Source organism: Rathayibacter sp. VKM Ac-2804 (assembly GCF_009866655.1).
Classification (GTDB): Bacteria; Actinomycetota; Actinomycetes; order Actinomycetales; family Microbacteriaceae; genus Rathayibacter.
Window position 1 is genome coordinate 3,792,580 of the sequence record NZ_CP047420.1, and the last position, 21,037, is coordinate 3,813,616.

Sequence of the window (21,037 nt, forward strand, 5' to 3'; positions counted from 1 at the left end):
GGGGTGGGATTCAGACGGCGACGGCGCGGCGCGCGGCCGTGACGAAGAGCGGTTCGGGGGTGCGCATGCTGACGGTGGTGGCGCCGACGGAGCGCGCGTCGAGGTGCACGAGCGAGAACATGGCGGAGTCGTGCCCGCTCACGGTGTCCGGCCCCGCGTTCATCACCTGGTGATAGGCGAGCGAGGGCCCGACCGAGACCGGGACGGAGCCGACGACCGCGGCGAGCGGATGGTGGAAGTGCCCGGCGAGGACGAGGCGGACGTCCGTCCCGGCGAGCACGGCGAGGAGCTCGTCGGCGTCGCGGAGGCCCTGCTGCGCGAGGGTCGGCAGCGGGGAGCCGAGCGGCGGGTGGTGCAGGGCGACGACGGTCCCGGAGGGGTGCGCCACGGCGAGCCGGTCGGCCAGCCAGCGCAGGCGGGCGGGCCCGAGGGCGCCGTCGCCGGAGTCGAGGAGGACGAGGCGCACCGTGTCGAGGTCGACGACGCGGTCGTGGCCCGCGGAGTGACCGGGCAGCACCCGGGCGGCGACGGGGTCGTCGTGGTTGCCGAGGGTGGTCAGCACCGGCGCGCCGACGCGGCCCTCGAGGCGCTCGAGGGCGCGGGCGAGCGAGGAGTAGGCGCTCGCGTGCCCCCGCTGCACGAGGTCGCCGGTGACGACGATCGCCTCGGGCGTGATGCCCGCGTCGAGGACGTAGGAGCCGACCAGGTCGAGCCGCCCGAGGCCGTCGACCGCCCCGTAGAGCAGCTCGCCGTCGGTCGCGTGCACGTCGCTGACGTGCACGATCGTGACGCGGCCGCTCTCGGTGCTCATCGTGCCGCCGTTCCCGCGTTCCACCCGGTGCGGAACGTCGTTACGGATCCAGGGTCGGTGCGCCCGATGAACGTCGGGTGACGAGGGCGAGACCTCGGCGCGAACGATCAGAGCTCGCCGATCAGAGCTCGTCGATCAGCGCCTCCGCGACCACGTCCCGCATGCCGGCGTCCGACGGGGCGAGGCGACGGGCCAGGCGGGTGTGCAGCGCGTGCAGCAGCACCGTCTGGTTCAGCCTGCTCAGGAACGGATCGACGCCGTGTCCGTCGCCGGTCGGCGAGCTGATGAGGGCCACCTCGGCCAGCCGCGCGAGCGGGGCCCGGGCGAAGCTCGTGACCGCGATGACGGCGGCTCCGCGCTCCGCGGCGGCACGGCAGGCCGCGAGTGTGTGGGCGTTCGCTCCGGAGTAGCTGACGGCGAGGCAGACGTCGCCGGGCACGAGCGCGTGCGCGGCGAACTGCTGCGCGAGGATGTCGGCCGGCGCCTCGACGGAGCGGCCGAGGGTGCTCAGCCGCAGCGCGGCGTCCTGAAGGGGCGGGCCCGAGAAGCCGTTGCCGACGAGCACCAGGCGGCGCGCCACGGCGAGGAGATCGGCGGCGCGGTCCACCGCCTCGGGATCCACTCCATCGCGGCCGAGGCACAGGGCGGCGACGGCCTCGTCGAAGACGGCACGGATCCCTCCGTCGGGGACCGCCGTCTCGACGCGGCTCGGCGGCGTCGACCGCGCCAGCTCGAGTCGGAGGTGCTGGAACCCGCGGAACCCCAGGCTTTGGCAGGCGCGGATCACCGTCGCAGCGGACGTCTCCGCAGCGGTCGCCAGCTCGGACGTCGACCACTCGACCACGTCCTCCGGCCGGCTGAGCACGACCCGCGCCACCCGGCGCTCACTCGGTCCCAGGCGCCCGGAGGCGGCCCGCAGCTGCACCAGGAGCGTGCTCTCACCGGTGGTCACGAGGATCGGGCGAGGCTCCGGCGTCGGCATCCGCGGAGCATAGCGAACCGACGTGACCCTCCCGCGCCGATTCCACAACACCTTTCAGCGGCTTCACCATCGACGACACCGCACACTGCTGCTCTGTCGCAGAGCTCCAGTTGTCGACATGAGCGATGATCGAGATCATGTGAGTTCACTGGTCGAGGGGTGTCCTCCGCAGACCCAGGTCAAGCTGAAGAAGAGAGTCGTGCCCGCGTGTCCGATGCGGTCTCTCCTGCACCCCTGCCGACGTCAGATCTCGGTGTGGCCCAGCTCGGCTCCTGCGAGCAGGCGGATCTCAGGCTCGGCGATCGACTCCAGCTCGAGCACGACGACGTCGTTGCGGCCCGCGCGCGTCACCGGCGCCGGCACGATCAGCGTGCGCTGCGGCCCGCGGCGCCAGTAGCGGCTGAGCAGGAAGCCGTTGACCCAGACGAGGCCCTTGCCCCAGTGCAGCGTGTCGACGGAGAGGTCGGCCTGCTCGACGACGTGGCCAAGCACGCCGACGTCTCTCGAGCGGCCGTCTCGAAGGTGATCCGCAACGCCTACGGCGTCAGCAGCACCATGCGCGATCTGGTGACGGCCTCGATCGACGAGTTGAACTACCGGCCGAGGGTCGCCGCCCGTGCCACGCGCGGCTCCACGTTCACGATCGGCGTGCAGCTCCCCCAGGTCGAGAACGGCTTCTTCACCCGCATCCTCCTCGGGATCGTCAGCGTCGTGCACCGCTCCGGCTATCAGTTGATCATCACTCCGATGATCGACAGGGTCAGCGGTACGACCGTGCTCGAGAGCCTCCTCGACCGGAAGGTCGACGGGATCATCGCGCCGGAGGTCAGCCGGGGTGAACTTCTGCACGCGGAACACACCTCGGCACGCCGAAACAGACGGAACCAGCGAGCCGGACGCGGAACTGCGAGCCGGAGATCGGCCGGAGGTCAACCGGGGGACGTCCGGCACGTGGAACACACCTCGGAACGCGGAAACAGGCGGATTCAGCGAGCCGGGGACGAATCCGCGAGCCGGAGGTCCGTCGGGGTGACCTCCGGCACGTGGAACACGCCTCGGCACGCGGGAACAGCCGGATCCGGCGAGCCGGAGGCGGTTCCGCGTGCCGGAGGTGCCGCGAGAGGTGCCGCCGCACCCCGCCCGCGCTCAGGCGCCCGACCGCCCGTAGCGGTCGTAGATGCGATTGCGGGCCGCCAGCTCGGCCGGCGGCAGGCGCTGGGCGTCGGCGATCTCGTAGACGCCGAAGGTGTCGCGCAGGCGCGAGGACGGGTCGACCTCGACGAAGGTGCACCAGGGCAGCCAGTGGTGGTGGCTGCGCAGCGTCTGGCTCGCGAAGTCGCCGCTCTCGTGGCCGAGGCCGGGCATCGCGTAGCCGACGCTGCCGTCGACGTCGGTCGACTGCCGGGTGTTGCGGTGCAGGAATTCCGCGACGTCCCGGTAGTGGTCGTCGCCGGTGATCAGGGACAGCCGGTAGTAGCTGTACGAGCAGGCCGCCATGTACACGTCCGCCCCGCCGCCGAGAGTGATGATGCTCTGGCCGCTGATCGAGTACCGGTTGAAGGGATGCTGCGGCCAGGGCGCGACCACCGGGAAGGACCACGCGTAGGTCCAGGTCTCGGTGTAGTCCGCGGCGCGGACGGCGCCCTCCAGCCAGCGGTGCTCCTCGGTCAGGTCGTAGAGCGCGAGGAAGCCGAACAGTCCGTAGATGCCGGCCTCCTTGTCCTGGATGTCGGCGTTGTCGCAGGTGCCGCCGCGGTACTCCAGGGTGCGGTGGATGTTCGCGAACGACCACTCGCCGGCGCGCACCGCGGACTCGCGGTAGCGCGCCTCCCCCGTCACCAGGTGCAGCTGGACGAGGAAGCGGATGACGCTCGGGGTGTTCGAGCGCGAGTCCATCCGCACCGAGCCGTCGGCGTTGTAGGCGCGGTGGAAGCTGCCGTCGGCGTCCTGCACCTCGAGCAGCCAGTCGGCCGTCCGCCGGCAGAACTCGAGCCAGGACGCGCGCTCGTCGCCGAGGCCGCGCAGGTGCAGGTAGGCGTCGAGGATCGCCTCGACGCCGTCGGCGAGCATCCGCAGGTAGTGCGGGTACGGCTCGAAGCCGCCGAGCGCGGGATTGAAGCACATCCGCGGCGGGCCCGACTCCGGCAGCGCGGTCCGCGCCCAGAAGTCGACGATGCCGACGCCCTGCTCGAACGCCTCGGGCACGCCCTCGCGGTCGCCGTAGCGCAGCAGCTGGTAGCCGATGCCGGGCTGCTGGCCGACGAAGCCGAACTGGAACGAGACGCTCGAGACGTCCAGGTCCGGCAGCTGGCAGGCGAACGGCAGCCCCCAGGCGTCGCCGTAGCGGCGGGTGAGCCGCTGGAGGATCGCCATGCCATTGTGGAAATGCTGCTCGTTGTCGACCTCGAACAGGTCGTCGCGGAGGCGCGCGTAGGCGCTGCGCCAGGTGGCGCGCATCATCGTCGCGAAGTCGTCGTGGCGGCCGAGGTCGACGGCGACGGCGTAGCGCTGGCGGAAGCCGACCTCGACCGGGTGGTTCACCCGCTGGAGCGACTTCGGCGCCGCGTCGTAGTCGAGGCCGGAGTAGGGGTTGTCGATCGGGCGCTCGCCGTCGGCGCCGGGGTAGACGTAGTCGATCGAGAGGCCGGCGGGCTCCTCGTCGAGCGGCGTCCGCACGCCGAAGCCGTAGTAGAGGTAGTTCAGCGTCGTGCCCTGCGGGCGGCTCAGGCCGATCGAGCCGACGGTGCAGTCCGGGTCGGTGAAGTTCTCCGAGCGCACCACGTCCAGGCGCGGCAGGGTGACGTCGGCCGCCCAGCGCGAGAGCGCCACGGTCTCGCCGTCCACAAGGCTCTGCGCGGCGAACAGCGGCAGCGCGTAGTGCGTCTCGGTGCGCCAGAAGTACTCGCTGCCGGGGTCGCGGCCCATCGCGTCGGCCGGGCCGAAGGCGTTGTCGCGGTACCAGGCGCCGGGCGCGAAACACTCGTAGTCGCGCAGCTCGGCGGACCCGGTCAGCCCGAGCGAGATCGCCGTCGAGAAGCCGAGGTCGCCGCCGGCCGCGAGCACCTCGACCTCGCGGTGCACGGAGAAGCCCGCGCCCGCGACGCGCCAGACGTCGGTGACGGCGAACGACGAGCCCGAGCGCACGGTGATCGTGCCGGTGGCGGTGAGCGCGCCGTCCGCGATCGAGACGTCGTCGTAGGGCGCGCCGGAGTACTCGCTGATCGCGGTGACGGTCTTGACGGTGACGCGCAGCGGGCGGTCGTTGGCGTAGAGGACGCGCTCGCCCGCGAGCACCTCGAGGCCGCCCGCGCGGGCGCGCAGGGTGTAGTCGCCGGAGCGGAGTTCCACGGTGGATCCTTCCTGGAGGGTCATGTCAGTGCTTCTCGTCGTGCGTGCGGATGTCGGCCGCGGGGGCGTCCGCCGGCCCCGGCTCGTCCTCGAGCCGCTGCGCCCCGGGATCGAAGCGCCGCGACCCCGGCCGGAACAGCAGCGCCACCCCGCCCTCCACGAGCGCCGCGAGCAGCAGCAGGATCGCGAACGGGATCAGCGAGATCTCGGCCCACGCGCCCATCACCGGCATCACCAGCCCGGCCGCCGTGAAGCTGACCGTGCCGAGGATCGCCGTGACGCTGCCCGCCTCGCTCGACGGGCCCTGGAGCGAGAGGTACTGCACCGGAGCGAAGCCGAGCGAGCGGCCCGCGAGCGCGAAGGTCAGCGCGCCGACGACGACGAGCAGCGGCTGCGTGCCGGTGAGCGCGAGCACCGCGACCACCACGGCGCCGACACCCGTGACGATCGCGGACGCGAACATCGCGAACCGCGGTCCGAACCGCGGCACGATCACCCGGCCGGTCGTCTGCCCGACCGCGATCGTCACGAGCGAGGTGACCAGGAACAGCAGCCCGTAGAGGTCCGGCCCCACCGCGTAGACGTTCGTGTAGAGGAACGGCGCGGTCGCCAGGTACGCGAAGCCGACCGACCAGCCGGCGGCCGACGCGGCGGCGAGCGCCAGCACCCGTGGCCGCCTCAGCATCCCGAACGAGTTCCGCAGCGACGGGCCGAGCCCGCCCTGGTGCCGCCGCTCGCGAGGCAGCGTCTCGGGCAGCACCAGCAGCGCGATCACGGTCGCGAGCGCTCCCCAGGCGGCGACCGCGAGGAAAGAGCCGCGCCAGTCGATCACCTTGGTCAGCTGCGCGCCGACGGAGGGCACCAGGATCGGGAAGACCGACACGATCACGGCGAGGTTCGCGAGCATCGTCACGAGCCGCTTGCCGCTGTAGAGGTCGCGGACGATCGCGGTGACGACGACGCCGGCCGCGGTGCAGGCGGCGCCCTGGACGAAGCGGGCCGCGAGCAGCACCGCCGTGTCCGAGGTCATCGCCGCGACGAGGCTCGCCGCGATGTGCAGCGCCGCCGAGACGCCGAGCGGCCACTTGCGGCCGACCGCGTCGCTGAGCGGACCCGAGATCAGCTGGCCGGCCGCGAAGCCGAAGGTCGCGCCGGTGACGACCAGCTGGGCGGTCGCGACCGAGACGCCGAGGTCGTCCTGCAGCGTCGGCAGGAAGGGCAGCACCAGGTCGATGGTGAGCGGCCCGAAGCCGACGAGCATCGCGAAGATCGGCAGCAGCAGCCGGCCGCGGGGCATCGCCCGGGTGGCGGAAGCGGCGGTGGTGGAGGCGGTCATGAGCGCGGAGCGCAGGTCACGGAGGGGGTCCTGTCCATCAGCTCCCGGCCGAGACCGGGAAGTAGAGCGAGAAGGGTTCGTCGACGACCTCGTGCAGAGGCCGGAAGCGGATCGCGGCGGGCTGGCCGAGGGCGCGGTAGCCGCGCAGCCACTGGGTCCACTGCCGCTCGTTGTCGGGGGCGAGCAGGGCGGGGGCGTCCTCGAGGCGGCCGCAGAGGCTCACCTCGCGGTCGACGAGTCCGGCCAGCACGACCGGCCCCTCGACGAATGCGACGGTGCCGGGCTCGTCCGGGATCGGCACGGCGCGGATCTCGGTGCCGAAGGCGAGGTCGACGCTCGTGCGGCCGCCGGGGTGCGTCAGCAGCAGCGCCCCGTCGAGGCGCTCGACCCGCGCGGTGTCGCCCGCGACGCCCGGCTCGCCGACGGTCCACTCCGGCACCCGGATCCGCACCTGCAGCGCGACCCCCTCCGCCGACTCCACCGAGACCCGGATCCGCGAGGCGGAGGGCCGGTGCGCGTCGCCCGCCTCCCCCGCGTTCGCATCCGGCCCCACGTAGCCCGCGTTGTCGAGCACCTCGACCCGCACGGACGCCTCGCCCGCGACGGTCGCCACGCGGACGCTCGCGTCGACGTGCTGCGCGATCGTCAGCTCGGCGTCGCCGCCGCGGTAGAAGACGAGCCCGGAGTGGCGGGTGTGCGCCTGCACCAGCGTGCCGTGGCAGCACCAGAAGTCCTCGGTCGGGCTGCCCCAGTCCTTGCGGGCGCCGCCCTCGAGCGGCAGGAAGTAGGCGACCATCCCGGTCGTCGGGTGCTGCTGGGCGAGCAGGCCGTTCCAGAGGTTCCGCTCGATGTAGTCGGCGTAGGCGAGGTCGCCGGTCCAGCGCAGCAGCACGTCGGCCAGCCGGATCATGTTGTAGACCGTGCAGTGCTCCTGCGTCTTCTCGCCGCGGCGGGCGGCGAACTCGAACGGCGGCGTCCAGATCTCGCCGGAGGTCTGACCGCCGGTGCAGAAGGTGCCGCGGCGGACGACCGCCTGCTCCCAGTAGGCCTCGACGATCCGCCGCCAGCGCTCGTCGCCGGTGACCTCGTAGGCGCGGGCGGCGCCGAGCACCTCGGGGATCGTGGTGTTGGCGTGCTTGTTGGTCAGCACGTCGCGGCCCGCGAGCAGGCCCTCGAAGAGCGAGCGGCGGTCGTAGCGCTCCAGCAGCTCGGCGTAGACGGGGTCGCCGGTGATCGCGAGCAGGTCGGCCCAGACCTCGAGCATGCCGCCGGTCTCGACCTCGAGGATCTCCTGGAAGGCGTCGTCGTCGAAGCCGCGGACCCACTCCAGCAGCGGGGTCGTCGCCGCGCGCGCCATCCGCAGCGCCCGCTCGTCGCCGAGGTCGAGGTGCAGATCGACCAGGCCCATCAGCAGCTTGTGCATCGCGTACTGCGGCGCCCAGATCGGGCGGCCGGTCGCGAGGCGGTCGAGGTAGCCGCGCGGGATCGCCCAGATCCAGCCGCCGCCGTTCTCCTCCTGGCAGCGCTCGAGGCCGTCGAGCACGGAGTCGATCCGGACGCGGAGCAGGGGATCGCCGGTGACCGCGACCTCGCGCGCCGCGGCCGAGAGCCAGTGGCCGAGGAAGTGCCCGCGCAGCTGCGAGCCCGGCGTCTCCCAGCCCCAGTGCCGGTCGAGACCGCGGGCCTCGCGCGACTCCTGGGACGGGTGCAGGTGCCAGCCCTGGTCGCCGATCCCGGCCTCGATACGGAAGTTCTGCAGCAGCCCCTCGTCGGTCAGCGAGAGCAGGTAGTCGCGGTTGAGCCGCCGCCGCGCGTCGAGCACTCCGCGCTCCAGGCGGGTCTCGTGCGGGGCCGGGTGGGTCAGCGGCATGGATGCTCCTCGTCGTCGAGTGGGTGGGGTGTGCGGACCGGCGCCCTGCGGAGGGAGGCGAAGGTCGAGATCGATCTCTCACTGTACTCAGCCCAGGATCGACGGTAGGAATGTCATCATGCAATCCCCGAGAGTGATCCATCTCGTCGCCGATGACGTCTCCGCCCTCCTCACTCAGTCGGGAGGCGACCTGCCCGTGCTGCTGCACTGGGGTCCGCGGATCGACGCGAGCGACGACGACCTCGCCGGTTTCGCAAGAACCCCCGAGAGGACGGGGATGGACGGCGGTTCCGACGTGCCCTACGAGCCCGGGATCCTCCCCGAGCACACCTTCGGCTGGGCCGGTCTGCCCGGACTCCGGGTGCACCGAGCGGGCGCCGGCTGGTCGCCGCGGCTCACCGTGGACGCCGTCTCGGTGGACGGCGAGGCCCTCGCGGAGGGCGCCGTCGTGCAGCGCGGGAGCGCCGCCGTGACGGTCGAGGCGCACGACGCGCAGGCCGGAATCGGGGTCGTCCTGGAGATCGTTCTCTCGCCCGCCGGACTGCTCCGGACGCGCGTCTCCGTCCGCAACGACGGCACCGGGCACCTCGAGGTGATCGGCGTCGACCCCGCCCTGCGGATCCCCACGGAGGCCCGCGAGATCCTGGACTTCTCCGGCCGCTGGGGCACCGAGAAGGTCCCCCAGCGCCACCCCGTCGTCACCGGCACCCACTCGCGCTCCTCGCGGCGCGGCCGCACGGGCCTGGACGCGACGACCGTCGTCGCGATCGGGACCCCCGGCTTCGACGCGGCCGACGGCCGGGTCTGGCTCTGCCACGTCGGCATCGGCGGCAACCACGAGCACGCCGTCGAGCGCGGCGACGGCTGGCTCGCCTTCCGCGGTGGCGAGCTGCTCCTGCCCGGCGAGGTGCGCCTCGCGAGCGGCGAGAGCTACTCCTCCCCCTGGATCTCCGGCAGCTTCGGCCACGGCCTCGACGCCGCCGCCGCCCGCTTCCACGCCTTCCTCCGCGGAGTCTCCCGCTCCTCGCACCGCCCGCGCCCCGTCACCCTGAACGTCTGGGAGGCGGTCTACTTCGAGCAGGACTTCGCGACCCTCGCCGAGCTGGCCGACCGCGCCGCCGCCCTCGGCGTCGAGCGCTACGTGCTCGACGACGGCTGGTTCCTCGGCCGCAGCGACGACCGCGCGGGCCTCGGCGACTGGACGCCCGACCCCGCCTCCTGGCCGGACGGCCTCCTCCCCCTCGCCGAGCACGTCCGCGGCCGGGGCATGGAGTTCGGCCTCTGGGTCGAGCCCGAGATGATCAACGAGGACTCCGACCTCGCCCGCGCGCACCCCGACTGGATCCTGCGCGCCCGCGAGGAGCTGCCGCCGCAGTTCCGCTTCCAGCAGGTGCTCGACCTGACCAACCCGGACGCGTTCGCGCACATCCTGGGGGTGCTCGACGGGCTGGTCGCCGACCTCGGCGTCGCGTACCTCAAGTGGGACCACAACCGCGATCTGATCGACGCGGGGCACCCCGCCACCGGCACCGCCGCCGTGCACGAGCAGACGCTCGCGCTGTACCGGCTGATCGACGAGCTGCGCGAGCGGCACCCCGAGCTCGAGATCGAGAGCTGCGCCTCCGGCGGCGGCCGCGTCGATCTCGGCATCCTCGAGCGCACCGACCGCGTGCACACCTCCGACAACCAGGACCCGCTGGACCGCTCGCGGATGCTGCGCTGGACCGGGCTGCTCGTGCCGCCGGAGATGCTCGGCTCGCACGTCGCCTCGCCGGTCAACTCCGTCACCGGCCGCACCAGCGACCTGCACACCCGCTGCGCGATCGCCTTCCTCGGCCACTTCGGCCTCGAGTGGGACCTCCGCGAGCTGGACGCCGAGGAGGAGCCGGTGCTGGCGGGCTGGATCGCGGCGTACCGCGAGCACCGCGCGCTGATCGCGACGGGCCGGGTCGTCGGCAGTGGCGACTCCGACCCCGACGCGCCGTCGCTGCGCGGCGTCGTCGCGACCGACGGCTCGGAGGCGCTCTACACGCTGGTCACGCCCGCGCTGACGGCCGACTCGCGCCGCCGGGTCCGGCTCCCGGGCCTGGACCCGCGGGCCCGCTACCGCGTCGAAGCCGCGCGCCCCGGCTCGCTCGGCCCGCCCTGGCAGAGCCCGCGCTGGCTGGAGGCGACCGTGCCGCTCGACTCCGACGCCCCGGCCCCCGCCTACTCGGGCAGCCTGCTGGGCGAGGCGGGCCTGGACCTGCCGACCTTCCACGCCGACCGCGCGATTGTCCTGCGGCTCGTCCGCGTCGACGCGTGAGCGCCGCCGCGTGAGCGCCGCCGCGTGAGCGCCGCCGCGTGAGCGCCGCCGCGTGAGCGCCGCCGCCCCGACCACTGCCGACTCGCCCGCCACCACCCTGGAGCACCCCGTGAACACCACCGTCACCGTCGACCTCGACCGGCCCGGCGCCACCATCAGCAAGCACGTCTACGGCCACTTCGCCGAGCACCTCGGCCGCTGCATCTACGACGGCTTCTGGGTCGGCGAGGACTCGCCCGTCCCGAACGCCGGCGGGATCCGCCTGGACGTCGTCGAGGCCCTGCGCGCCCTCGACATCCCCAACCTCCGCTGGCCGGGCGGCTGCTTCGCCGACCGCTACCACTGGACCAACGGCATCGGCCCGCGCGAGGAGCGCCCCGGCCTGATCAACACCCAGTGGGGCGGGGTCGCCGAGGACAACTCCTTCGGCACCCACGAGTTCATGGCGCTCTGCGAGCTGCTCGGCGCCGACGCCTACATCTCCGGCAACATCGGCTCCGGCACGGTCCAGGAGATGGCCGACTGGGTCGAGTACCTCACCGGCGCCGGGAAGTCGCCGATGGCGGACCTGCGCCGCTCGCACGGCCGCGAGGAGCCGTGGACCGTCCGCTACTGGGGCCTCGGCAACGAGACCTGGGGCTGCGGCGGCAACATGCGCGCCGGCGCGTACGCCGACCTCGCCCGGCAGTTCGGCACCTTCGTGCAGAGCGGCAACGACGTGCCGCTGCACCGCATCGCCGCCGGCGCCGACGGCGCGGACACGCACTGGACGCAGACGCTGATGGAGGTGATCCCCGAGATCGAGGGGCACCCCTTCTCCTCCGTGCCGTGGGAGTCGATCTCGGTGCACTACTACACGATCGGCGGCAGCTGGCACGCGAAGGGCAGCGCCACCGACTTCGACGCGGACACCTACTGGAGCACCATCGTCGCCGCGCAGGGCATCGAGGAGCTGCTGCGCTCGCACGCCGCCGTGATGGACGTGCACGACCCCGAGAAGAAGTACGGGATGGTGCTCGACGAGTGGGGCACCTGGTGGGACGTGGAGCCGGGCACGCACCCGGGCTTCCTCTTCCAGCAGAACACCATCCGCGACGCGATGGTCGCGGGGATCCACTTCGACGTCTTCCACGCCTTCGCCGACCGGCTCTCCATGGCGAACATCGCGCAGACCGTCAACGTGCTGCAGGCGATGCTGCTCACCGACCCCGACGGCGGCGAGATGGTACGGACGCCGACGTACCACGTGTTCGAGATGAACAAGGGGCACCAGGACGCGACGGTGCTGCCGACCACGGTCGCCGGGCCCACTCACGCGGTCGACGGGCGCGAGATCGCGCTCGCCTCCGCCTCCGCCTCGGTGAAGGACGGGCGCGTGCTGGTCTCGATGACCAACGTCGACCTCGACGAGCCGCTGGAGATCGAGCTGTCCTTCCGCGGCGGTTCCGTGACCGGAGCGACGGGGCGGCTCCTCACCGCCGACTCGCCCCAGGCGCACAACCGGCCGGGCGACGCCGACGCGGTCAGCCCGGTCGCGCTCGAGGGGCTGGAGACCACGGCGACCGGCCTGCGGGTGACGCTGCCGCCGCACTCCTTCGCGACGGTGTCGCTGGAGCTGGCCGGGGCCCTCGAGCCGACGGGCGCCGACGTGGCAGGGTCGAAGGCGTGACCGCCATGAGCACTGCCGCCGCACGCACCGAGGCCGCCCGCCGCCCGCCGATGGGCTGGAACAGCTGGGACTGCTTCGGCTCCTCCGTCACCGAGGACGAGGTGCTGGCGAACGCCGAGTACCTCGCCGAGCACCTGCTCCCGCACGGCTGGGACACGGTCGTCGTCGACATCCAGTGGTACGAGCCGGACCCGGGCACGAGCGACTACCAGGAGGTGTCGGAGCCGGTCCTGGACGACTGGGGCCGGCCGCAGCCCGCGGTGGGGCGCTTCCCCTCCGCCTCCGTCGCGGGGTTCACCGCGCTCGCCGCGCGCGTGCACGCCCTCGGGCTGCGCTTCGGCGTGCACCTGATGCGCGGCGTGCCCCGCCGAGCCGCCGAGCTCGGGCTGCCGGTGCTCGGCTCCGACGCGACCTGCGCCGACATCGCCGACCGCGGCAACGTCTGCCCGTGGAATCCGGACAACTACGGCGTCGACATGACCGCGCCGGGCGCGCAGCAGTACTACGACTCGGTGATGGCGCAGCTGGCGTCGTGGGGCGTCGACTTCGTCAAGCTCGACGACGTGCTCTACCCGCCGATCCAGGCCGACGAGATCGCCGCGCTCTCCCGCGCGATCGACGCGACCGGCCGGCCGATGGTGCTGAGCCTCTCGCCGGGCAAGCAGCTCTCGCTGGAGAACCTGGACCTGCTCCGGGACACGGCGCAGATGTGGCGGATCTCGGACGACTTCTGGGACGACTGGGGGCACCTGCAGGAGCAGTTCCAGCGCGCCGCGCGCTGGGCGCCGCACCAGCGGCCGGGCGCGTGGGCCGACGCCGACATGCTGCCGCTCGGCCGGATCGGCCTGCGGGCGCACGTGGGCGAGGACCGCCTCTCGCGGTTCACCCCCGCCGAGCAGCGCACGCTGGTGACACTCTGGTGCCTGCTGCGGTCGCCGCTGATGATGGGCGGGCACCTCCCCGACACCCCGCCCGAGACGCTCGCGCTGCTGACGAACGACGACGTGCTGGCGCTGCTGTCCAGCGAGGGCAGCCGCGAGATCGTCCGCGACGGCGACCTCGTCGTCTGGAGCGCCTGGCAGGGCGACGTGCAGTGGCGCGGCGTCTTCTGGCTCGGCGACACCCCGCGCGAGTACTCCGCGCACCTCGCCGACCTCGGCTGCACCGGCACCCCCGTCGACGTCTGGACGGGCGAGCCCCTCCCCGTCGTCGACGGCGCCGTCGCGCTGACCCTGGAGCCCCACGGCGCCCACCTGCTCCGCTTCGCCTGACGCCCGCCCATCATGCTGATCGAGTAGCGCCCGCAGGGCGCGTATCGAGATCCACCGCCGTCGGCACATCGGTCTCGATGCGCCGCTGCGCGGCTACTCGACCAGCATGGGGCGCGGCTCCTCCGAGTCTCACGCGCCATCATGCTGATCGAGTAGCGCCTGCAGGGCGCATATCGAGATCCACCGCCGAAGGACTCTCCCACAGGACCCGGGTGTGTGAATATTCTCACAACACGCTCCTGTGTACTTTTCCTCACAAGCCGGTAGCGTGAGGAATTACCCACAGGAGAGTCGCGACACGGGTCGGATTCCGAACCCTCAGGAGGAGCAGTGCCGACCATCAAGGCGCGCAAAGCGAGCGATCTCGCCTCGGTCGTCCGCGCCGTGCGCGAGGAGTCGGGGCTGACCCAGACTGAGCTCGCGGAGCGGATCGGCCTCTCGCGCGAGTACGTCGTGAACCTGGAGACCGGGGAGCCGACGCTCTACGCCAAACGGCTCTTCCGCATCCTGCACGAGCTCGGCATCACTGTGTCCCTCGAATACCGTGACGACGATGCCCGAGCTTGACCTCTTCCTCCACGACCGCCGAGTCGGCTCGGTATCACCCGCGGACGGCGGCCGCCGTGTCGACCTGCGGATCGCTCGTGACTACGACGAGGAGGTCGTCCTCACCGAGTCCTTCGCGACGATCCGCGGTCGAACGCCGGCCTCACTCCGCGTCTCCGACTTCCTCGGCGGCTACGTCCCCGAGGGGAGCCACCGGGAGCGGATGGCTGCGAAGCGCCGGATCGACAAGGACGACCTCTTCGCGCTCCTCACGGAGTTCGGCGGATCCGTCGCCGGCGCCGTCACCCTCCGCCGACCGGACGAGAATCCGCTCCAGAGCCCGTCCTACGAGCGACTGGACGACGCGTCCTTGTCGGCCAGGCTCACGCAGGCTTTGAAGGACAGCGACCAGGGGATCCCCGCCGACAGCCGGTCGACACTGCCCGGATTCCAGCCGAAGGTGCTCGTCGCGAGGATCGAGGGGGCCTGGGCCGCCCCCCACGGCCGCGCGCACTCGACGCACATCCTGAAACCTCAGATCCCCTCCCGCCCGCACCGCATCCACGACGAGCACTACAGTCACCTCCTCGCTCAGCACCTGGGGCTCGCGACGTTCGAGAGCTCCCTCCACACCGCCGCGATGACGACGTACCTCGCGATCGAGCGCTTCGATCGCGAGATCCACGATGGCGAGGTCCTCCTCCACCACCAGGAGGATCTCGCGCAGGCCCTCGGACTCGACTGGCGGGACTCGGCCGTCAAGTTCCAGGACCCCGCGTGGCCGAACGACCCTCGTCGCGCCTCCGCCGCGCGGATCGCCGAGCTGCTCGGGTCGATCCCGGAGGGGGCGGCCGCGGTTCGCGACTGGATCCGAAGACTCGCCTACACAGTGGCGATCGGCGACAACGACGCACACGCGAAGAACGTCGCCATCCTCCATCTCCCAGAGGGATCGAGACTCGCGCCGATCTACGACGCGCTGCCGAACCTCTTCCAGGACGGCCTCATCTCCTGGGACCTCGCACTCGCCGTCGACGGGCAGTTCGATCATCGCAGGATCTCGATGGAGCGGATCCTCGCCGAGATCACCTCCTGGCGGGTGATCGGCGAGAGGCAGGCCGACCTCCTCGTGCGCGAGACGATCGGGCGACTACGCGAGGCCCTCGACGCGGTGCCGGCACCGTCCGGGTGCTCCCCGGGTCTCCTCGAGCGACTCCGCTGGAACGCCGACCGGCTTCTCGATGACAAGGAGATCAGCGCACCCAAGAAGCGGAAGTGACGCGGCCCGCTCTGCGGCGCTCGACGAGACGCTCCGCGACTGCTCGACCAGCATGGGGCGCGGCTCCTCCGAGTCGCACGCGCCATCATGCTGATCGAGTAGCGACCGCAGGGCGCGTATCGAGATCCACTGCCGTCGGCACGTGGGTCTCGATACGCCGCTCCGCGGCTACTCGACCAGCATGGGAGGGGGGCGCCGCCCCGCGGATCTCCCGTGTCGCAGGCCTTCGCCGGAACGCGGAAGTCGCGGTGGTCGGGCGCGACTACCGCGACTTCTGCGTTCTCGGGGGGCGGGTCAGGACTCCGTGTCGACGAGGGCGTCGAGGCGGGCGACGTCGTCGGCCGAGAGGGGGAAGTCGACCTGGGCGTTCTCGCGGATGCGCTCGGGGGTGGTCGACTTGGGCAGGGGCAGGACGTCCTTCTCGAGGAGGTAGCGGATGCAGAGCTGCGCGACCGAGACGCCGTTCGCCTTCGCGATGTCGGCGAGGTCGGAGTTCTCGAGCAGGCCGCCGGTCGCGAGCGGCGAGTAGCCCTCGACGAGGATGCCGTTGCTGCGGCAGTAGTCGGTCGTCTCGTCCTGGGTGTTGCCGACGAACCAGCGGATCTGGTTGGCGTGCGGCTTCACATCCGTCGCCGCGATCAGCGACTCCAGGTCGTCGACGGAGAAGTTCGAGACGCCGATGGCGCGGGCGCGGCCGGAGTCGTAGATCTCCTCCATCGCCTTCCACGCGGCGATGTTGCCGTCGCGGTGGTCCGAGCCCATGTCCGACCACGGCCACGGCGCGTGGATCAGGTACAGGTCGACGTGCTCCAGCTCGAGCGCCGCCATCGTCGTCTCGAAGCTGTCCTTCGCGCCGGCGTGGTCCTTGACCTCGGCGGGCAGCTTCGTGGTGATGAACACCTCGTCGCGGGGGATCCCGCTGTCGCGCAGCGCCCGGCCGACGCTCGCCTCGTTGCCGTAGCCGCGGGCGGTGTCGATGTGGCGGTAGCCGGCCTCGAGGGCCGTGGTCACCGCGTCGTAGGCGTCGGCGCCGTCCTCGATCTGCCAGGTGCCGAAGCCGATCTTCGGGATCTCGACCCCGTTGGACAGAGTGAAGGTGTCGGTCAGTGCAGGCATGTCTCTCCTCGAGAAGTCCGGCCCCGCGCGCGTCCTCGCGCCGGGGGTGCTGCTGTTCACGGTAGGCGCGCGGGGCGCGGCGCGCAGGCCCCTTGCGCCTCATGCTGATCGAGTAGCGCCCGCAGGGCGCGTATCGAGATCCGGCGTCACCGGGAGGGGTGGGTCTCGATACGCCGCTGTGCGGCTACTCGATCAGCATGAGGAAGCGGCGGCTGCTCGACCGGCACGGTGGGGGCGGCGGGTCAGCCCCGCGTCACCGACCACGGGGTGCGGAGCGCGCGCTCGGCGAGCACGCGGCGCGCGCCCGTCAGGGCGACGTCGGCGGTCTGCGCGGCGTCGGCCGCGGACGGACCCGCGATCAGGCGCAGCGGGCCCGGATCCACGCTGAGCGCGCCGTCCTCGCCGGTCGCCGCGAGCCGCGCCGCGTCGACGTGGAAGTGCACGGTCAGCGACTCCCCCGCGGCGATCGGCACGCGCGCGTAGCCGAGCAGCTGCGCGGCCGGCCGCACCACGGGCGACGTCGGGTAGGCGGCGTACAGCTGCACCACCTCGACGGTGTCCTCTCCGCTGTTGCGGATCGTCACCGCGGCGTCGAGCGCCCCGTCCACCGCCAGCACGGCGGGCGCGGACAGCGCCTCGTACGCGATCGCGCCCCGGGTGAGCCCGAAGCCGAACGGGTGCAGCGGCGTGTTGTCGAGTGCGGTGATCCCCGGGTTCGACAGGCCCAGCGACGGCTGCAGGTACGTGGTCGACGCCGACGGCAGCCGCGGGATCTGCACGGGCAGGCGCCCGGTCGGCGAGACCCGCCCGGAGAGCACGCCGGCGACCGCGGCCGCCCCGTCCGCTCCGGGGAAGAACGCCTGCACGACACCGCGCGCCGCTCCGTAGGCGCCGAGCGCGTAGGGCCGGCCCGAGAGCACGACCAGCACGGTCGGCACGCCGGTCGCGAGGACCGCCGCGACGAGCTCGTCCTGGGCGCCCGGCAGGCGCAGGTCGGCCGCGTCGCAGCCCTCGCCCGAGGTGCCGTCGCCGAACAGCCCGGCCACGTCGCCGACGACGACCACGGCCGCGTCGCTCGAGCGCGCCGTCGCGACGGCCTCGGCGATCGCCGAGGTGTCGGCGGAGGTGATCGATCCGCCGGCCGCGAAGCGGACGCGCTCCTCGCCGAGCTCGGCGCGCAGGGCGGTGAGCACGGTCGGGATCTCGATCCCGAGGTCGTGCCCCGGGTGCTTCGAGAGCACGTGGTTGGGGAACGCGTAGCAGCCGACGAGGCTGCGGAACTGGTCCGCCGCGGGGCCGACCACCGCCACGGTGCCGGAGGCGAGCAGCCCGGTCACGTCCTCGTCGCGCAGCAGCACGATCGACTCCTCCGCGATCCGGAGCGAGATCGCCCGGTTGCGCGCGCTGTCGAGGTCGACCGACTCGGCGCCCTCGGGCACGAGGGGCCCGCCGTCGAGCAGCCCGGCCTCGAACTTGTGCCGCAGGTGCCGCTCGACGGAGCGGTCGAGGTCGCGCTCGTCGACGACGCCCTCGCGGATGAGGCGCGGCAGCTCGCCGTACGCCGCGGTCTGCGGCAGCTCGACGTCGACGCCGGCGCGGATCGCCAGGCGCCCCGCGTCAGCCGTGTCGACCGCGACGTGGTGCATCGCCTGGAGGAACGGCACGGCCCAGTAGTCGGCCACGACCGTCCCCTCGAAGCCCCACTTCTCCCGCAGGATCGTGGTGAGCAGGTGCCGGCTCGCGCTGCTGGGCACGCCGTCGATGTCGGTGTACGAGGTCATCACGCTGCGCGCGCCGCCGTGCCGCAGCGCGGCCTCGAACGGCGGCAGCACGGTGTCGGCGATCTCGTGCGGCCCCATGCTCACGGGTGCGTGGTTGCGGGCGCCGCGGGAGGCCGCGTAGCCGGCGAAGTGCTTGAGCGTCGCGATGATCCCCGCCGACTCGAGCCCGGCGACGTACGCGGTGCCGAGCTGCGAGACGAGGTACGGGTCCTCGCCGAGGGTCTCCTCGACGCGGCCCCAGCGGTAGTCCTTCACCACGTCGACGACGGGCGCGAGCCCCTGGTGGATCCCGAGGGCGCGCATGTCGGAGCCGATCGCCTCCGCCATCTCGCCGACGAGGTCCTCGTCGAAGGTGGCCGCCCAGGCGAGCGGCGTGGGGAACGCGGTCGCGCCGTACGCGGCGAGCCCGGTCAGGCACTCCTCGTGCGCGATGGCCGGGATGCCCAGGCGCTGCGAGCCGACGACCCGATCCTGCAGCTCGCGGAGCCGGCGCACGCCCTCCGGCACCGAGACGGGCTCGGTGCCGAAGACGCGGGTGAGCTGGCCGAGGCCGCCGTCGAACGGGTCGGCCGCGGTCTCGGGGCCGCCCTCGAGCTTCGGGGCGAAGTCGTCGGCGGAGTCGGTGAGCCAGACGGAGCCGAGCTGGGCCGCCTTCTCCTCGAGCGTGAGCTCGGCGGTGAGGAGGCGGGCCCGCTCGCTCGCGGAGAGGGAGCGGTCCCGCCAACCGCCGCGACCACCGCTCCGATCCCCGGTCTCGTCGGTGCGGTCGGAGGGGACGAGAGTGGTGGAGGCGTCGTGCATCAGCCCTTGAACGCTCCGTCCATGATCCCGGACACCATGCGGCGGCCGACGAAGAAGAACGCGATCAGCAGCGGCAGCGTGGCCATGAACGAGCCGCCCATCGCCAGTGCGACGTCGATCGAGCGGTTGGCCTGCAGCTGCTTCAGCGCGATCTGCACCGTGAACAGCTCCGGCGACTTCAGCACGATGAACGGCCACATGAAGTCATTCCAGACCGCGGTGAACGTGATCAGGCCGAGCACGAACGCCGCCGGGCGGACCACCGGGAAGGCGATGCGCCAGAACAGCTGCCAGGAGTTGGCGCCGTCGATGCGGGCCGCCTGGATCAGCTCGTCGCTGACCGTGGTCGACATGTGCTGGCGCATCCAGAAGATGCCGAAGGCGCTGGCCAGACCCGGGACGATGATCGCCTGGAGGGTGTCGACCCAGTCGAGGGCCGAGACGATCAGGTACTGCGGGATGATGCTCAGCTGCGCCGGCACCGTCATGGTGAGCAGCACGATCAGGAACAGCACGTTGCGGCCCGGGAACTGCAGCTTCGCGAAGGCGAAGCCGGCCATCGCGCAGAGGATCGCGGAGAGGACCGCGATGCTCAGCGACACGATCAGCGAGTTGAACAGCGACGCGATGAACGGGACGGTGTCGAACACCTTCTCCGCGATGGCGAAGAAGTTCGTGCCCGGGTACAGGCGCGGCGGGATCGACGTGACGGCGGTCGCTCCGACCGACGCGATGACGAACATGTAGTAGAGGGGGAACACCGAGACGAGCACGGCGACGACGAGGAAGACGTACGTCGGCCAGCCGACTCCACCGCCCTTGCCGCGGCGCCGCGGGAGCACCTTCGGGGTGTCGCCCGTGGCCACGGCGCGGGCCTGCGGGAGGGCCTGATCGATCACATCGGACATCAGACGGCCGCCTTCCGGGTGCGGGTGGACAGGTAGAAGTTGATCAGCGAGACGACCACGACGATCACGAACAGCACGACGCCGATGGCGGAGCCGTAGCCGAACTTGAACTGGCCGAAGCCCTGCTCGTAGAGGAACAGCGCGAGCGTCTGGCACTGCCGGCCGGCGCCGCAGGTGAGGCCCGATTCGGGAGCCACCAGGAGCGCCTCCGTGAAGATCTGCAGACCGCCGATGGTCGACATGATCACGGTGAAGACGATGATCGGGCGCAGCGCCGGGATGGTGAGGTGGCGGAACTGCTGCCAGCTGGAGGCGCCGTCGACCGAGGCGGCCTCGAACATCTCGCGCGGGAGCGACTGGAGCCCCGCCAGGTAGAGCAGCGTGTTGTAGCCGAACCAGCGCCAGAAGACCATCGTCGAGATGACGATCCAGGAGCCGTAGTTGGTGGCCAGGAAGTTGATCGAGGGCAGTCCGAAGATGCCGAGGAACCAGTTGATCAGGCCGAAGTTCTTGTCGAAGATCTGCGCGAAGACGATCGCGGTCGCCGCGACGGAGGTGATGTAGGGCACCAGCAGCGCCATGCGCCAGAAGTTCGCCCAGCGCAGCCGCGCGTGGTTGAGCAGGTGCGCCAGGAAGAGCGCGAAGAGCAGCTGAGGCACCGTCGAGATGATGAAGATGCCGAAGGTGTTGACCAGAGCGTTCCAGAACCGGCTGTCCGCGAAGAGCTGCTGGAAGTTCGCGAGGCCGACGAAGGTCTGCTCGCCGATCGGGTTCCAGTCGAAGAGCGAGACGTAGAACGTGAAGAGCAGCGGGAAGAGCCCGAAGACGATGAAGATGAGGAAGAAGGGCGCGACGTACGCGTAGGGGGCGATCCGCTCCGAGAGGGAGTTGCGGATCCTCGCGGCCTTCTGGACCGGGGCGCTGTGCTGCTTGCGCTGCTTGGGGGGACGTATGGCTGTCGCCGTTGACACGTGGGTTACCTCCGTCGAAGGGGCGGCCCGGCGCGCGAGGCGC

The 21,037-nt window shown here is 72.0% G+C and carries 15 protein-coding genes; 5 read left to right on the top strand and 10 right to left on the bottom strand.

Features of this window, described 5'->3' with window-relative positions:
- Positions 1-10: 10 nt before the first annotated feature.
- The 6 genes from GTU73_RS17635 to GTU73_RS17660 all read right to left on the bottom strand — a co-directional run bounded on the left by GTU73_RS17635 (position 11) and on the right by GTU73_RS17660 (position 8,347).
- Positions 11-811 (bottom strand): metallophosphoesterase, encoded by an 801-nt coding sequence (locus tag GTU73_RS17635; RefSeq protein WP_160090928.1) that lies wholly within the window; start codon positions 809-811, stop codon positions 11-13.
- Between the two features lie 121 nt (positions 812-932).
- On the bottom strand, positions 933-1,793 hold the full coding sequence (locus tag GTU73_RS17640; RefSeq protein ID WP_160090929.1) for a MurR/RpiR family transcriptional regulator: 861 nt from the start codon (positions 1,791-1,793) through the stop codon (positions 933-935).
- Positions 1,794-2,036: 243 nt separating this feature from the next.
- Positions 2,037-2,642 carry a hypothetical protein gene (locus tag GTU73_RS19140; protein WP_208543692.1) on the bottom strand — a complete coding sequence of 202 codons (606 nt, stop codon included), beginning with the start codon at positions 2,640-2,642 and terminating at the stop codon, positions 2,037-2,039.
- 297 nt (positions 2,643-2,939) lie between these two features.
- Complete coding sequence (locus tag GTU73_RS17650; protein WP_160090930.1) at positions 2,940-5,141, bottom strand: hypothetical protein; 2,202 nt, start codon at positions 5,139-5,141, stop codon at positions 2,940-2,942.
- 25 nt (positions 5,142-5,166) lie between these two features.
- Positions 5,167-6,477 carry an MFS transporter gene (locus GTU73_RS17655; RefSeq protein WP_160090931.1) on the bottom strand — a complete coding sequence of 437 codons (1,311 nt, stop codon included), beginning with the start codon at positions 6,475-6,477 and terminating at the stop codon, positions 5,167-5,169.
- Positions 6,478-6,514: 37 nt separating this feature from the next.
- Positions 6,515-8,347, bottom strand: coding sequence for a beta-L-arabinofuranosidase domain-containing protein (locus GTU73_RS17660; protein WP_160090932.1), 1,833 nt, complete (start codon positions 8,345-8,347; stop codon positions 6,515-6,517).
- Positions 8,348-8,465: 118 nt separating this feature from the next.
- Between GTU73_RS17660 and GTU73_RS17665 the strand changes: the two genes are divergently transcribed.
- From GTU73_RS17665 to GTU73_RS17685, 5 genes are all read left to right on the top strand, one after another.
- Complete coding sequence (locus GTU73_RS17665; RefSeq protein WP_160090933.1) at positions 8,466-10,652, top strand: alpha-galactosidase; 2,187 nt, start codon at positions 8,466-8,468, stop codon at positions 10,650-10,652.
- A 109-nt stretch (positions 10,653-10,761) separates the two neighbouring features.
- On the top strand, positions 10,762-12,321 hold the full coding sequence (locus GTU73_RS17670) for an alpha-L-arabinofuranosidase C-terminal domain-containing protein (RefSeq protein ID WP_160091461.1): 1,560 nt from the start codon (positions 10,762-10,764) through the stop codon (positions 12,319-12,321).
- A 5-nt stretch (positions 12,322-12,326) separates the two neighbouring features.
- On the top strand, positions 12,327-13,592 hold the full coding sequence (locus tag GTU73_RS17675) for an alpha-galactosidase (protein ID WP_244231690.1): 1,266 nt from the start codon (positions 12,327-12,329) through the stop codon (positions 13,590-13,592).
- Between the two features lie 330 nt (positions 13,593-13,922).
- A complete protein-coding gene (locus GTU73_RS17680) occupies positions 13,923-14,159 on the top strand; it encodes a helix-turn-helix domain-containing protein (RefSeq protein ID WP_160090934.1) in 237 nt (78 codons plus the stop codon).
- Complete coding sequence (locus GTU73_RS17685) at positions 14,146-15,417, top strand: HipA domain-containing protein (RefSeq protein ID WP_160090935.1); 1,272 nt, start codon at positions 14,146-14,148, stop codon at positions 15,415-15,417. The genes GTU73_RS17680 and GTU73_RS17685 overlap by 14 nt, the downstream gene beginning before the upstream one ends.
- Positions 15,418-15,711: 294 nt before the next feature.
- Here the strand turns inward: GTU73_RS17685 and GTU73_RS17690 are convergent, their stop codons facing one another.
- The 4 genes from GTU73_RS17690 to GTU73_RS17705 form a co-directional block, all read right to left on the bottom strand.
- On the bottom strand, positions 15,712-16,533 hold the full coding sequence (locus GTU73_RS17690; protein WP_160090936.1) for an aldo/keto reductase: 822 nt from the start codon (positions 16,531-16,533) through the stop codon (positions 15,712-15,714).
- A 242-nt stretch (positions 16,534-16,775) separates the two neighbouring features.
- Positions 16,776-19,115: a glycoside hydrolase family 3 N-terminal domain-containing protein gene (locus GTU73_RS17695; protein ID WP_160090937.1), complete on the bottom strand. Its 2,340-nt coding sequence runs from the start codon at positions 19,113-19,115 to the stop codon at positions 16,776-16,778.
- Positions 19,115-20,023, bottom strand: a complete 909-nt coding sequence (locus GTU73_RS17700) for a carbohydrate ABC transporter permease (protein WP_160090938.1) — start codon at positions 20,021-20,023, stop codon at positions 19,115-19,117. The genes GTU73_RS17695 and GTU73_RS17700 overlap by 1 nt, the downstream gene beginning before the upstream one ends.
- Positions 20,023-20,994, bottom strand: coding sequence for a sugar ABC transporter permease (locus tag GTU73_RS17705; protein ID WP_208543693.1), 972 nt, complete (start codon positions 20,992-20,994; stop codon positions 20,023-20,025). Before GTU73_RS17705 ends, GTU73_RS17700 begins: the two co-directional genes overlap by 1 nt.
- Positions 20,995-21,037: the final 43 nt, after the last annotated feature.

Excerpts from the sequence above, each read along its gene's own strand:
- GTU73_RS17635 (WP_160090928.1), bottom strand. The coding sequence starts at position 811 with ATGAGCACCGAGAGCGGCCGCGTCACGATCGTGCACGTCAGCGACGTG.
- GTU73_RS17640 (WP_160090929.1), bottom strand. The coding sequence starts at position 1,793 with ATGCCGACGCCGGAGCCTCGCCCGATCCTCGTGACCACCGGTGAGAGC.
- GTU73_RS17655 (WP_160090931.1), bottom strand. The coding sequence starts at position 6,477 with ATGACCGCCTCCACCACCGCCGCTTCCGCCACCCGGGCGATGCCCCGC.
- GTU73_RS17660 (WP_160090932.1), bottom strand. The coding sequence starts at position 8,347 with ATGCCGCTGACCCACCCGGCCCCGCACGAGACCCGCCTGGAGCGCGGA.
- GTU73_RS17665 (WP_160090933.1), top strand. The coding sequence starts at position 8,466 with ATGCAATCCCCGAGAGTGATCCATCTCGTCGCCGATGACGTCTCCGCC.
- GTU73_RS17675 (WP_244231690.1), top strand. The coding sequence starts at position 12,327 with ATGAGCACTGCCGCCGCACGCACCGAGGCCGCCCGCCGCCCGCCGATG.
- GTU73_RS17685 (WP_160090935.1), top strand. The coding sequence starts at position 14,146 with ATGCCCGAGCTTGACCTCTTCCTCCACGACCGCCGAGTCGGCTCGGTA.
- GTU73_RS17690 (WP_160090936.1), bottom strand. The coding sequence starts at position 16,533 with ATGCCTGCACTGACCGACACCTTCACTCTGTCCAACGGGGTCGAGATC.
- GTU73_RS17695 (WP_160090937.1), bottom strand. The coding sequence starts at position 19,115 with ATGCACGACGCCTCCACCACTCTCGTCCCCTCCGACCGCACCGACGAG.
- GTU73_RS17700 (WP_160090938.1), bottom strand. The coding sequence starts at position 20,023 with ATGTCCGATGTGATCGATCAGGCCCTCCCGCAGGCCCGCGCCGTGGCC.